This window comes from Pseudidiomarina aestuarii (assembly GCF_003987355.1).
GTDB lineage: Bacteria > Pseudomonadota > Gammaproteobacteria > Enterobacterales > Alteromonadaceae > Pseudidiomarina > Pseudidiomarina aestuarii.
In genome coordinates this window covers 21,495-35,643 of the sequence record NZ_PIPR01000005.1, presented here as the reverse complement: position 1 = coordinate 35,643, position 14,149 = coordinate 21,495, and the positions used below count along the sequence as shown (strand labels likewise).

At 51.3% G+C, this 14,149-nt stretch carries 11 protein-coding genes; 5 read left to right on the top strand and 6 right to left on the bottom strand.

The features are described from left to right. Nucleotides 1–99: 99 nt before the first annotated feature. Nucleotides 100–1,494, top strand: a complete 1,395-nt coding sequence (locus tag CWE22_RS11585) for a peptidoglycan DD-metalloendopeptidase family protein (RefSeq protein WP_169931658.1) — start codon at nucleotides 100–102, stop codon at nucleotides 1,492–1,494. Nucleotides 1,495–1,498: 4 nt separating this feature from the next. After that, a complete protein-coding gene (locus tag CWE22_RS11580; protein WP_169931657.1) occupies nucleotides 1,499–2,617 on the top strand; it encodes an anhydro-N-acetylmuramic acid kinase in 1,119 nt (372 codons plus the stop codon). A gap of 16 nt (nucleotides 2,618–2,633) precedes the next feature. Here the strand turns inward: CWE22_RS11580 and pepQ are convergent, their stop codons facing one another. The 3 genes from pepQ to CWE22_RS11565 form a co-directional block, all read right to left on the bottom strand. Next, a complete protein-coding gene (gene pepQ, locus CWE22_RS11575; protein WP_169931656.1) occupies nucleotides 2,634–3,947 on the bottom strand; it encodes a Xaa-Pro dipeptidase in 1,314 nt (437 codons plus the stop codon). 81 nt (nucleotides 3,948–4,028) lie between these two features. Beyond that, on the bottom strand, nucleotides 4,029–4,376 hold the full coding sequence (gene erpA, locus CWE22_RS11570; RefSeq protein WP_169931655.1) for an iron-sulfur cluster insertion protein ErpA: 348 nt from the start codon (nucleotides 4,374–4,376) through the stop codon (nucleotides 4,029–4,031). A gap of 55 nt (nucleotides 4,377–4,431) precedes the next feature. After that, nucleotides 4,432–5,205 carry a LapA family protein gene (locus CWE22_RS11565; RefSeq protein ID WP_169931654.1) on the bottom strand — a complete coding sequence of 258 codons (774 nt, stop codon included), beginning with the start codon at nucleotides 5,203–5,205 and terminating at the stop codon, nucleotides 4,432–4,434. A 60-nt stretch (nucleotides 5,206–5,265) separates the two neighbouring features. Between CWE22_RS11565 and hemJ the strand changes: the two genes are divergently transcribed. The 3 genes from hemJ to hemL all read left to right on the top strand — a co-directional run bounded on the left by hemJ (nucleotide 5,266) and on the right by hemL (nucleotide 8,082). Continuing rightward, nucleotides 5,266–5,694, top strand: a complete 429-nt coding sequence (gene hemJ, locus CWE22_RS11560; RefSeq protein WP_169931653.1) for a protoporphyrinogen oxidase HemJ — start codon at nucleotides 5,266–5,268, stop codon at nucleotides 5,692–5,694. Nucleotides 5,695–5,755: 61 nt separating this feature from the next. Beyond that, nucleotides 5,756–6,769, top strand: a complete 1,014-nt coding sequence (locus tag CWE22_RS11555; RefSeq protein WP_169931652.1) for an aspartate carbamoyltransferase — start codon at nucleotides 5,756–5,758, stop codon at nucleotides 6,767–6,769. A gap of 23 nt (nucleotides 6,770–6,792) precedes the next feature. Further along, nucleotides 6,793–8,082, top strand: coding sequence for a glutamate-1-semialdehyde 2,1-aminomutase (hemL, locus tag CWE22_RS11550; RefSeq protein ID WP_169931651.1), 1,290 nt, complete (start codon nucleotides 6,793–6,795; stop codon nucleotides 8,080–8,082). A 28-nt stretch (nucleotides 8,083–8,110) separates the two neighbouring features. Here hemL and mrcB read toward each other — a convergent pair whose 3' ends face one another. The 3 genes from mrcB to pepB are packed head-to-tail and all read right to left on the bottom strand — an operon-like array spanning nucleotide 8,111 to nucleotide 14,147. Beyond that, nucleotides 8,111–10,381: a penicillin-binding protein 1B gene (mrcB, locus tag CWE22_RS11545; RefSeq protein ID WP_169931650.1), complete on the bottom strand. Its 2,271-nt coding sequence runs from the start codon at nucleotides 10,379–10,381 to the stop codon at nucleotides 8,111–8,113. Next, complete coding sequence (hrpB, locus tag CWE22_RS11540) at nucleotides 10,381–12,846, bottom strand: ATP-dependent helicase HrpB (RefSeq protein ID WP_169931649.1); 2,466 nt, start codon at nucleotides 12,844–12,846, stop codon at nucleotides 10,381–10,383. Before hrpB ends, mrcB begins: the two co-directional genes overlap by 1 nt. Further along, nucleotides 12,846–14,147: an aminopeptidase PepB gene (pepB, locus tag CWE22_RS11535; protein ID WP_169931648.1), complete on the bottom strand. Its 1,302-nt coding sequence runs from the start codon at nucleotides 14,145–14,147 to the stop codon at nucleotides 12,846–12,848. Before pepB ends, hrpB begins: the two co-directional genes overlap by 1 nt. Between the last annotated feature and the right edge of the window lie 2 nt (nucleotides 14,148–14,149).

Below are 14,149 nucleotides of genomic sequence, written 5' to 3'. Positions count from 1 at the left end.
CGCAGCATTGTATGGTAAAGCGACTGGAAAATCAGCACACTTCGTATTATTCTGCGGTCAGAATAAAAGATAATTTGTGCGCTAACTAGATGGAATAGTATGAAGTCAGTTCCTCGACAACTCGCAGCGACAGCAGCGCAGCGCGCTACCTCGCTGGTGAAACAATTACCACGTCGACACCAAGTGCTGCTCGCCGCGGTATGCTCGTTCACGCTTTTGTTTCTGTTTATTCCAACGGAACCTGCGAGTGCCTCCAAACAAACAACTGACCCGCTGATCCCGACCCAAGAACTCATGCTCGGGCAACGTTATCAGTTGGAGTTAAAATTGCCGGAAGCGAAGCCCGAGGCTCCAGCAGAGGCAGCGGTTACCGACATTGAATTTGCTCCCGACCCAGCTGCGGTTTTAAATGATATTAACTGGACCGGATACGAGGTTCGCCGAGGAGATAGTTTAGCTCTGATTTTTGACCGCATGGGGCTCACTCCGCAGCAGCTTTATCAAGTCACGCGTGACCCGCAAGGTGAGAAAACTCTGCGCAAAATTCATCCTGGTGACACGCTTAGATTCGCGCGCAATGACGCAGGTGAGTTGGTACAGCTTGCCTACCAGTTGAATCCTATCGAAACACTGATCATGACCAAGACTCCAGCCGGCTATGTCAGTGAAGTAGAAAGTAAGTCGATAGAAGTCCGTGAGAGCTTTGCTCACGCAACCATCAAGTCGAACTTCTGGAACGCAGCCATTGATGCAGGTATGAACGAGAGCCAAATCATGGCACTCGCTGATATGTTCGGTTGGGACATCGATTTCGCTCTCGATATTCGTTCGGGTGATGAATTCAGTGTGCTTTATGAAAAGCGTTACGCAGATGGCGACTTTGTCGGGTATGGTCGAATTTTGGCGGCAGAATTTGTGAATCGCAGCAAATCGTTTGTTGCCATACTGCATGACAATGGTGATTACTATACTGCTGATGGTCGGGCAATGCGTAAGTCATTCCTGCGTTCACCAGTAAAATTCACCTATATCAGCTCCAGCTTCAATCCGCGCCGCATGCATCCGGTCACGGGTCAGGTGCGTCCGCACAATGGTATTGACTATGCGGCAAATGTAGGAACGCCGGTGATGTCCTCTGGCGACGGTAAAGTTATTGCGAGTGCGTACAACAATCTGAATGGTCACTACGTGTTTATCCAGCATGGCGAACGTTACGTCACCAAGTACTTACACCTCAGTAAGCGCCTCGTAAAAAATGGTCAACGGGTTCGTCAAGGCGACCTGATCGGTCGCGTCGGTGCGACAGGTCGAGTCACGGGCGCACACTTACATTACGAGTTCTTGGTAGATGGTGTGCACCGCAATCCGCGGACGGTTGAACTCCCGCAAGCAGAAGCTTTGGCAAAGACAGAAATGCCGCGCTTTAAAGAAATCGCTAACCAACGGATGGCGATGTTGCAGGATAATAAACGCGTTCTCCTCGCGATGAATTAATACGATGTCAGCGCGTTATCTTGGACTCATGTCAGGCACCAGTATGGACGGCCTTGATATTGTTCTCGCCGACTTTGTTCCACGACCGCAACTACATGCGCACCATCACTTTCCACTACCTGCAAGGCTTGCCGATCAGCTCGACGCACTCACTCGATCACAAGCCAACGAAATGCATTTGGCGGCGCAACTTGACCGCCAATTTGCCGAGTTTTGCGCAGACTGCGTGTTGACCTTTCTGGCTCAGCAAAATATCTCGATTGAAGCCATCCGTGCCATCGGTAGTCACGGCCAAACGATTCGTCATGCCCCCGCAGCCGCGACACCATACACCGTGCAAATCGGCGACCCGAATACATTAGCTGCACTGACCGGTATTGATGTCGTCGCTGACTTCCGACGCAAAGATGTCGCATTGGGCGGACAAGGGGCTCCGCTGGTGCCCGCCGTGCATCATGCACTGTTTGCCGAGCCCAATACGGCCCGAGTGGTTCTCAATTTAGGTGGTATAGCCAACCTAACCTGGCTACCAGGTCAAGCTAGCGACGTATTAGGTTTTGATACTGGACCTGCCAACACCCTGCTCGACTTTTGGTGGCAAGCGCAACATCCCAATGCTTCAAAAACTTATGACGTCGACGGAGCTTTCGCTCAGCAAGGAACCGTCCAAGCAGAGGTCTTAGAACAGTTGCTAGCGGATCCGTTTTTTTTACAACCACCCCCCAAAAGCAGCGGGCGCGATTATTTTCATTTGGGTTGGTTGCAACAGCAGGTGGCACAGCTGGATCGTTACGCGCCAGCCGACATACAGCGGACACTAGTGGAACTGACCGCGATCACCGTGGCGAAGGCTATGAGCACTTGGCTGCCCGCGCGCCCGCAACAAGTCTTCGTTGCCGGTGGTGGTACCTTCAATCCGGTTTTAATGGAAGCCTTGCGCCAACACCTGGCCGACAGCCAAGTGCACTCTATCGCTGAGTTGGGTATGCATCCACAACACCTCGAAGCTTTTGCGTTTGCGTGGTTGGCGCATGCCTATATGGAGAAGATTCCGGGGAATTTACCAGCAGTTACCGGAGCCCGCCGCAGCGCAGTGCTGGGCGGACTGTATTCGGCGAATTAACTCTTAGAGTAAAAAACTACGACTCGATTTGAGCGAATGCATCGCGGGTGAGATTTTCATTGTTACCGTTCTCACCGACCACAACACTATCCTCAATACGCACGCCACCATACGGCCGTAACTCGTCAATACGCTGCCAATTAAAGTCATTGTTCCCGGCAAAGTCTTCGAGTAACTGATCGACAACATACAAGCCCGGCTCGATAGTGAATACCTGTCCCACCTCAACGTCGCGGAGTAAACGTAAGAATGGATGCCGCGGGTCACGATCGTACATATCGCCTCGATCGTTGCGCTGATGGCCACCTACATCGTGCACTTGCAGGCCAATAAAGTGGCCTAAGCCGTGCGGGAAGAATGGGCTGCTGTAACCCTGCTCGTAAATACTCTCAGCACTACCCTTGACCAAATCAAAATCACTCAGGATTTGCGCAATTTTCAGATGCTGTGACACATGGAGTTGGTAATAATTGATACCCGGCTTAATTTCGCTCAGAAGATCTTGCTGGGCTTGGTCAACGGCTTTGATCAGATCGGCAAAAAAGCCATCTGTCCGCGCATAGGTTCGAGTAATATCGGCGCAGTAGCCACGATAGAGCGCACCAGCATCAATCAAAAAAGAGCGCGACTCTTGCGGCGCCTGGGTTTGATAAACGTCATAGTGCAACACCGCACCATGTTCATTCAGTGCCACAATGCTGTTGTATGGTACTTCAGATTCACGAAAGTTGATGGCGGCCAAGTAAGCGGCATGAATTTCCAATTCGCTCTTACCGGCAAAGAAAGCGTCACGCGCAGCATTGTGGGCGGTCGCAGCTAGCAGGTTGGCCTGGCGCATGTTTTCCACTTCCCAACTGGTCTTAATAGCCCGGTGGAAATGCAAATGATCGATCAAGGCTTGCGGGTTTACTGCAGCAGTCTTCCAACTTGCCACTGGCTCTGCAAAGTTCTCCCCTAAAAATGCTGAACGCTCGAGCTTACTACCCAAATAACTTGCGATTTTTTCGGGTGCATCGACAACCACTAACTCGACATGGTTTTGCCATTCTTCATGTGGCACGTCGACATGAGCATGCCAAAAATCACGCGGCTGATGGAGGAATACGATAGGTTTTGAACCAGGCTCATAATAAACCGCGCTTTTCGGACTTTGAATCACTGGAACCCAATATTTGAATAACGGGTTTACTTTATAGGGCGCTGGATTATCGTCCAGAAACGCGACTCGAGGTTGGCCAGCATAGACAAGAGCTGAATCAAAACCACTGGCGGCAAGTGCCGCATCGAAACGCGCCTGAACGGTCGCAATATGCTGTGCGTAAGAACTCATGAATGACCTCGCATCGCTAAACTAAGATGATGATCATCTTACCTTAACTGCAACACGAACTCACCCTTTGCAAGCGCGGGATTAGACGGCGAAACTAGCTCCACAACCACAGGTGGTGGTTGCATTGGGGTTATCGACGAAGAAGCGTGCACCTTGCAAACCTTCTTCATAGCTAACGATGCCGCCAACAAGGTATTGCAGACTCATTGGATCAACCACCAGCATCACGCCATTTTTTTCGATTTCGGTGTCACCCGGATTCACTTTTTCGTCAAACGTGAAGCCATATTGGAAGCCAGAGCAGCCACCACCAGTGACATAGACCCGGAGTTTCAAATCAGGGTTCTCTTCATCGGCAATTAACGTTTTTACTTTGTTCGCAGCCGCTTCAGTAAATTGAATCGGCATTGCTTGTGCTGCTGCAGTCATAATCTTTGGTACCTCTCAGTGACGGTGCCTATTTTCGCTTACCTGAGTAAAAGGGTCAAGTATTGTCCACTGGGAGTTCCGCTTCATTCTCAGGTGACGAGCTGTCAGTTGGACTCTCAGCGGGCTTTAACAACTGGTTCCAATAAAAACTCTTACTCAATTGTTGATTGCTACCACTCGACACGGTCACCTCAACATCAATGCGCTCTGGCAAGAAGTTCTCTGGCAAGACAAAGTCACCCGCTTGGACTGTGAAGTAACGCATACTGAACTGCTTATCGGAGTCGGTGAGGTTTGCCAATGCATGCAAATCAAACGATTGCGCGTTACCCGCTTCGGATCGCCCACTCAATCGAATAGCCACACTGCCTTTGGTCAGACTACGTTGGCGCTCCATCTGCACCACTGCCAACCGAAAATGAAAATGCCCCTCGGTCCGATTGGGTTGCAGTTCAAACGAATCAATCACGACACCGCTGGCTTCCATTTCTGGTGCCATAATTTTCTGATAGAAGGTCAGTTCGCGCCGCAGTGCAAAGTTTTCATCTTGCGCTGAGAGCAACTCTTGCTGCAGACTTTGTGTCGCCGCTTTCTCGATGCCCAACTCAACACTTGCCATATGCTGTTGGTAGTCGAACACTTCAGCGCGCTCATACAGACTATCCACTTGCTTTTCGAGTTGCGCCACTTGGTCCTGCAGCACAAAGACATGCCAATTGCCCGCAAGGTATCCCACCAGCGCCCCAATCGCTAATGTCCCAGCAATGACGACCCATTGCATACGCCGCGTGAGCGTGGCTAAGTCTGGAATTTTACGGCTCGCTTTCATTGTGAATTCGCTTCCCTTACACTGCTAGCTTGCTGCGTAACTTAATGGGATTCGACACGAATGGCAATCTTATGGTTCAAAGCCTTACACCTCATTTTCATGGTGGCTTGGTTTGCCGGTATATTTTATCTGCCGCGTCTGTTCGTGTATCACGCACAAACCGAGTCCAGCGACGTTGACGCTCAACTCAAAATTATGGAGCGGCGACTACTTTATTTTGTGACGCCATTTGCCATTTTGACGCTGGTATTTGGGTTGCTGTTGATACACGCCTACGGCATGGCCTGGCTGCAAGCCAGCGGTTGGATGCAAGTCAAGTTAGTGCTAGTGGCAGGACTCTACGCCTATCATGCCTACTGTTTTAAACTACTGGCTGACTTTAAGCATAACCGTAATCGGCGCAGTCACAAATTCTATCGGGTATTCAACGAGGTGCCAGTTTTAGCGCTATTCGCAATCATTTTACTTGCGGTACTCAAACCGTTTTAAGCGCGCTATAGAATCTGCTAAAATGGCGCTCCAGTGTTTCACTCACTGTAAGGCCTCTCTCATGAATTTTACTGGTGCGAATATCCTCTCGGTTGAGCAGTTTGACCGCGATAGTATTGCTGAGATTTTTGCCACTGCCGACCGCATGTTGCCCTATGCTCGCCGACAAAAGCGGACGCGAGTACTCGATGGTGCCATTTTAGGAAATCTGTTCTTTGAGCCATCGACTCGGACGCGCGTCAGTTTTGGTACCGCTTTTAACTTATTGGGTGGTGAAGTTCGCGAAACGACTGGCATGGAAAGCTCGGCTCTGACCAAAGGGGAGTCGCTCTACGACACCGCAAGGGTCCTCAGTAGCTATAGTGATGTGATTGCCATGCGGCACCCGAAGTCAGGTTCCGTTGCCGAGTTCGCGCAAGGATCTCGGGTACCCGTGCTCAATGGTGGTGATGGCGCGAACGAACACCCCACGCAAGCTTTACTCGATCTCTATACCATCAAAAAAGAACTCGCCTACCATGGGCATGACGTTGATGGTATGCACATCTGCATGATGGGAGACCTCAAGTTTGGTCGTACCGTACACTCATTGTCACGCTTACTAGCGATGTACAATAAAGTGCGATTCACACTGATTTCGCCACGCGAACTCGCGATGCCAGACAGTGTATTAGACGTGTTAGCGCAAGCTGGACATCAGGTGACAGTGACTGACCAGATGAGCGGCAGTTCGGATGCGGACATTATTTATCAAACTCGCATTCAGCAAGAGCGTTTTACCACGCCACAAGAAGCCGACATGTATCGCGGTAAGTTCAGACTGAACAGCGAAATTTATACCAAACATTACAAACCGAACACGGTCATCATGCATCCATTGCCACGTGATTCTCGCGCTGAGGCAAATGAATTGGATAATGATTTGAACCAAAACCCGAATCTCGCCATATTCCGTCAGGCTGACAATGGTGTCTTGATCCGGATGGCGCTATTTGCGTTAACGCTTGGCGTCGCTGATATTGTCGACCGTTACGAAACGGAAGTGCCGTGGTTCAGCGACAAACGCAACGTGTGACCCCAACTAAATAGAGGAAGTCGATGTCTCGTTCCGAAGAATTATTTGCTCAAGCCCAATTATCTATCCCCGGCGGTGTGAACTCACCTGTGCGTGCGTTTAACGGTGTCGGAGGCTCACCCATATTTATCGAAAGTGCCGACGGTGCTTACATGTTTGATGCCGACGGCAAGCGTTACATTGACTACGTGGGCTCATGGGGGCCAATGATTTTGGGTCACAATCATGCGGCTATTCGCGAAGCAACGCACAAAGCTGTTGATCGCGGGCTCAGCTTTGGTACGCCTACATCAACCGAAATCACCATGGCTGAGAAAATTAAAAGCCTGGTGCCGTCTATCGAAAAAGTACGGATGGTCAATAGTGGTACCGAAGCTACCATGACTGCCATTCGCTTGGCTCGTGGGTACACAGGGCGCGATAAAATTCTGAAATTTGAGGGTTGTTATCATGGCCATGCTGATGCGTTGTTGGTCAAAGCAGGCTCAGGCGCATTGACGTTGGGTGTACCCAACTCACCGGGTATCCCTGAAGATTTCGCCAAGCACACACTTACTGTGACCTTTAATGATATCGACTCGATACGCGCCATATTTGAAGAACTTGGCGACCAAATCGCGACCATTATCGTGGAGCCTGTTGCCGGTAATATGAATTGTATTCCACCGGTTCCGGGATTCTTGGAAGGGTTGCGCAGCATCTGTGATGAGTACGGTAGCGTCTTAATCTTTGACGAAGTGATGACCGGCTTCCGCGTTTCTCGTGGCGGTGCGCAAGAGTACTACAATGTCATTCCAGATTTGACGACGCTCGGTAAAGTCATCGGTGGTGGCATGCCAGTAGGCGCATTCGGTGGCAAGCGCGAGATCATGGATTATATCGCTCCAGTAGGCCCGGTGTATCAAGCCGGTACGCTATCTGGAAATCCGGTTGCTATGGCGGCAGGTTTTGCAGCGTTGTCGCAACTGCACAATGTGAACTTGTACGAGGGCTTGTATGACCTCGTTGATCGCCTCGTCAATGGCTTGCAGGAGCGCGCCGATGCGGCGGGTATTCCATTTACGACCAACCGTGCGGGCTCGATGTTCGGATTCTTCTTTAGTGGTGATGGCCCAATTACCAGCTATCAGCAGGCCACGCAGTGCAACATGCAGCATTTCAAACATTTCTACCACAGCATGTTGAAGCAAGGCGTCTATTTAGCGCCATCGGCGTTTGAAGCAGGCTTTATGTCTGCGGCTCATAGTGATGCCGATATTCAAGCGACATTGGATGCTGCGGAAAAAGCATTTGCAGAGCTAAAAGCGCTATAAACCACGCTCTAAATAAACACGGTGGGAGCTAAAACCAACGCTCCCACCATTTTTCTTCACGCACGGTTCCAGCACAAGTTTGACGCTCTGGCACTGCTCTTGTTAAGCCCGGTAACAAACGCCCTTCAGCGCAATCCAGTGGTATCAAAACACCCAAGTCGCGATGATAATTTTGCATTGTGAGCGCTTCGGGTAGTTGCATTGAAAGCGGCTGTATACTGGTATTTGCAAATACCTCACCCACGACCGGTAGAGCACCACTGCTGCCGGTGAGTTGCACCGGCTTATTGTCATCACGCCCAACCCACACAGTGACCACTTGTCGCGCATCGAACGCCACAAACCAACTATCACGATAATCATTGGTAGTGCCACTCTTACCTGCTAAACGGTCTTTACCAAAACGAGCTGCTAGTGCGCGCCCAGTGCCTTCGTTCACCACACCCCGCAACCCATAGACCACCTGCTGTGCTGCAATCTCGCTGAAGGCCTGCTTGGGCTGCTGCTGACCACGTCTATATAACGCCAGGCCAGCATGATTGGTCACCGCAGCGATAGTTCGCAGTGGTTGTTGACGCCCATAATTCGCTAGCGTGACAAAAATTTCACTGACGGTAACCGGCGCCAGCGGCACCGCACCGAGCGTTAATGATGGATAAGCAGGAATCGGCGAATCCACACCAGCTGCTTGCAACGTATCGACCAGTCGATCTACGCCCGTACTCATACCCAACCGCACTGCTGGCACATTGCGCGATTCAATAAAGGCGTCGTAAAGCATGATGTTGCCTTTAAATTTCTTGTCGAAATTCTCTGGCGACCAGCGCTGATCCGCACCATTAGCCAATGTAATCGGCGTGTCCTCTATGATGCTGGCGAGTTCGTAAGGCGTATCACCCGATAGCGCGTTCACGTAAACAAAGGGCTTAATCAAGCTACCCACAGGACGAAAGGCTGCCACTGCGCGGTTAAAACCAACACGCCGTGGATTCCGGTCACCTACAACCGCTGTAATTCCATAGTGATTCGCGTCAGCGACAACCACAGCTCCCTGCAGGTCTGGATCATCGCTAACTCGGCTGAGCTGTGACTGCAGCGCTTGCTCAGCGGCGCGTTGTGCAACGGGATCGAGGTAAGTAAAGATCCGCAAGCCTTGCTGCTGCCAGTCAGTTGGTAACATCGTTTGTGCCAGTTCATGTCGGACTAACTCTAAGTAATGTGGCACATTATCGGCCACCAACCGACCTGATTCGCCATAAACTAAAGGCTGCTCAACCGCAGATTCATAGGTAGCTCGAGTAATCAGGTTTTGCCCAAACATCAACTGCAATACCATGTCACGGCGTTGTTGTGCGCGCTCCGGATAGCGGCGCGGATCGTAGTAACTGGGCCCTTTGATAATAGCGATAAGCAGCGCAATTTCAGCTTCATCCAATTCTTGCACCTGTTTACCGAAGTAGAATCGACTCGCCAAACCGACACCATGAATCGCCGAGCCACGGTCTTGTCCGAAGTACACTTCATTTAAGTAGGTTTCGAGAATTTCGTTCTTGCTAAAACGGTAATCGATGATCAGCGCCATCAGTGCTTCATTCGCTTTGCGCCACAGGGTCTGCTCACGCGTGAGATAGAGGTTCTTGACCAATTGCTGCGTCAACGTGCTGCCGCCCTGAACCGTTCTCATAGCGGCTAGGTTGGCAAGCGCCGCGCGACCGATTGAGGTCAACGATACGCCAGCGTGATGATAAAAATCTTGGTCCTCTATCATCAGTAGCGTTTCGATGAGGAGATTCGGCACTACTTCAAGACCAACTAAGAGGCGATCTTCACCGCTCGCTGCAGCTATGCGTCCAATAAACGGCGGTTCCAGTTCAAAGCTCTCGAGTGGCAGGTTCGCTGGCAATCGACTCATCGATTGAATGCCATTGGCATCGAAGTCTATTTGCACTGCTTCGGCCATAGCTGGCCCGTTAGGAAAGTCGAACGGGCGACGGTAAATATGCAATCGCTGCGACCCCTTTGCGTACTGCCCAGAGTCATTCACTTGACTTACTTTGCGGTATTGGAGTTGCTGCAATTCCAGCTCGACTTGCGCAAGAGTCAACGGTAAACCGGGCTCGAGCTGCAAACTCCGCCCATAAATCAGTGCTGGTGCTTGATAGCGGTTCTGCTGAAAGCGCTCGGTCAAGGAGCTATCGAGATAGATCAAATAAATGGCTAGCAACGCTGTGCCAACCAGACTCAACTTGAGTCCGGTGACCAATAGATACTTCATGACGCGATTGCGGGTGCCTGCCATTACAACTGTCTCTTGGTTTTATGTGTAGCGATTGCTTGAACCGGATCATCCGGCCATGGATGCTTAGGATAGCGACCTTTCATTTCTTTTTTGACATCTTGGTAGGCGTTCTGCCAAAAACTAGCTAAATCTCGAGTCCGTTGCAATAGCCGTCCAGCCGGTGAGAGTAAATCTAAGGTAAGCGTGACTTGTTGACGAGCTAGTCTTGGTGAGACGGGCTCACCGAATACTTCTTGTAGCTTCACCGCAACAGTAGGTTGTTCTGCAGTGTAATCAATAGCATGAGTGCGGCCACTGGGTGCTTGCCATGTTGCCGGACATTCCTGCTCCAGTTGTTGTTGTTGAGCATAGGTAAGTTGCTGTTTGAGTGCCAGTAACGGATCCCATTGTTGTAACTCATTCAAAGTCTGAATGGACTGCCAGTAGGGGGCTGCCCAGAGCGCTAAGTTTTGTTGCAACCAGACCGGATTGAGGTCCGGTAAGTCGAGTTCTTGCGCATGTTGGCGCAACATGGCAACCCGCGCGAGCCATTGTCGGCATGCTGCAGTCCAACGCAGCGGGAGATCATCGACAGTACGCGCAGATTGTTGTTGGCAAACACTCAACAAAGCTTCAATACGTTCATCGGCTGGAATACTGCCGGCTAGCTCCTGTTCTTTTAATACAATAGCGCCGAGTCGCCATTGTCGACGGCGTTGCAAACGTTGTTGTGGTCCAAAAAAACCAGCAATAGTCTGCTCTTGGATATGCACTGCTGGATGCTCAAGATCAGCCTGAGACAATGGAATGACTTGTCGCAACAACGCATCAGGGCTGTTCTCATTGAAAGTTAAATCGATTGCCAGCAAGTAATCACTGCGCGCTAAAGCCGCGGTCTCGTGTAAGCGGGCGCCGCCGCCGTAAACGAGAACATAACGATCACTGGAACCTCGGCGCTGCGCAATTCGATCAGCAAAGCCGTGCAACAGGAGTTGTGCCGTATCTGCATTGCGCCAACTCTCCTTCGCTTGTTGCTCGTCGATTTTGAAATACTGAAGCCAATAGCGCCAGCGCTGCAACGTCAGGCCTTGCAACCGTTCAGGCGGCAGCGGGAACTCGGCATCTGCACCACGTGGCGGCTGCTCCAATTGTGCAACGACTAAAGCGGCTAAGCTCTTAGTTGCTCGGGAGTCTGCTTCCGCTGCGCGGATGATGAAGCCATAACGAATATCGGTACCCAACTGTGCGAGTGCTCGCCCAACTGCCGTGACCGCAGTTGATGTGCCGTTATGGGCGAGTGCCCCCCAATCGGTCAAGAGTGACTCACAAACCTCAACATGGGTCTGATTGGGTGGCGTCAAGAAACGCATCTGAGCGGGTTCACTGCCCCAGCGTTTACATTCGAGAACAAACTGCGTCAGGTCAGCAATTTCGATTTCTGCTGGATTGAAATCACGCATACCGTGTTCGTCTTGAGCAGCCCACAATCGCAAGCAGATCCCCGGTCCTAAACGCCCTGCTCGGCCTGCGCGCTGCGTGGCTGATGCTCGACTGATGCGTTTGGTTAGTAAGCGACTGATACCATGCTGTGGGTAAAAATGCGCGACGCGCTCACGTCCGCTGTCGACCACTACATCAATACCGGGCAAGGTGACACTGGTTTCAGCAATATTCGTCGCGACAATCACGCGTTTTTGGGTCGCCGGTTTGAGCACACGCTGCTGGTCTGCTCGCTGCAATTGACTGTGCAAAGGCAAACATTCGATATCGTCACGATGTGCAAATGATTCCAAAACGCGTTCAATTTCGGCAATTCCAGGTACGAATACCAACACGCCCTGTTCGGCTCGCTGAATCGCTTCGCTGACCACGGGAATCAACGCCTTGAGATAAGGCTGATCAGAGCGCACAGGGCGATACTCAATGCTGATCGGATACTGGCGGCCCTCACTGCGGACTATCGAATCGGTTTCTAACCAAGCCGCGATAGCCGCAGCAGGGATCGTAGCTGACATTACGACAACACTGAGATCGGTGCGGAGACTCAAGGTTTCCTGCAACATAGCTAAGGCCAAGTCGCCAGCCACATTGCGCTCATGAAACTCGTCAAATAACACCAAACTCACATTCGCTAGTTCAGGATCGTTCTGCAATTGCTGCACAAACAAGCCTTCGGTCATAATCAGGAGTCGCGTACTGGCGCTGAATGCACTATCCCCCCGAATTTGATAACCGACTTGCTGTCCGACGGACTCGCCCAATTGTTCCGCCAGAAAATGTGCGATAGAGAGTACGGCAAGACGTCGCGGCTGCAGCAAAACAATGCGACCGGGTCGCTGCAGCTGTTGCAATAGGGCTAATGGCAGCGCAGTCGACTTGCCGGCACCGGGAGGTGCTTCAATGACAAGACGTGCTGCCGGTGCTGCCAGTTTCTCTATAATGGAGGGCAGCAACGCTGCAATAGGCAGCGCTGCAAGAGTGGTCATTATTGACTGCGTAATAAGCGTGAAATGGTGCGGATACCGAGCGCAGTCGCGCCGGCAGGGTTGAGTCCGTTCGCACTAGCGTGATACGCGCCGGCAATATCAAAATGCAGCCAACCTTCACCATTGCGCGGGGCAAAATTCAGTAAGAATCCAGCAGCATTGCTCGCACCACCGGTACCGCCGCCTTTCTGTGGTCGGCTATTCGCGGTATCAGCGAACGGAGATGGGCAGTTTTTCTTGTGCCATTGCTGCAACGGTAAACGCCATAATAATTCATTGGTTTCAGCAGCGAGTGCGAGAGCTCGATTCGCCTGCTGATCATCGACACTAAACAAAGCATTGTATTCATTGCCGACGGCCACCTGTGCAGCACCGGTCAACGTCGCCGCATCAATAATCAACGGAGCGCCAGTTTCACCGGCATATTGCAGTCCATCAGCCAGAACTAAGCGGCCTTCGGCATCCGTGTTCACAATTTCCACGGTCATTCCATTCTTATAGGTAATAATGTCGCCAAGTTTGTACGCATGCCCATCAATCAAGTTCTCGGCACAGCATAGAACCAGCTGCACCCGTTCATTCAAACCTTGTTGAATAGCTAATGCTAAGGCGCCTGCAACGGTCGCGGCACCTGCCATATCGCACTTCATGGAGACCATGCCTTCACTAGACTTGATACTGTAGCCGCCGCTATCAAAAGTAATCCCTTTACCAACCAAGACCGCTTGCGTCGGAGCGTCTGCTTGACCCGTTGGGTTGTAATCAACAATGAGCATGAGCGGAGGCTTAATGCTGGCACGACCCACGGTATGAATACCGGTCCAACCTTCCTTCAGCAGCTCGTCACCTTTGATCACTCGGCAGTGGATGTTGTTCTGTCCGACTGCAGTCAATTTTTCAATCACCCGCTCAGCGAGCGACTCAGGATAAATTGCATTGGGAGGCAAGTTGACAAGTTCACGAGCCCAGACGGTTGTATCCAAGAGTTGTTGGAGGTGCTCCACTGCTGCTGCATCGTGTGCAGCCCAGTCGATGGTATTTTTACTGAGTGTATCCATGTAACCGCGAGCAAAAGCCCACTGCCGCTCTTGGTCCCAGTCACTGCCGGATAACGCCACACTATGAATGCTGAGTCCGTCAAGCTGACGTCCAGCACGCTGAATTTTGCGCAAGTTCTCTGCTTCATCCGCCTCAAGGTAAATAGTCGCTGATTGATCACCCGGATAAACAGCTGCACTCGCTTTCCAACCGTTCACGGCAGGTTTGGCGGAGGATAAATGAATTGGATACGCAGTAGACATGT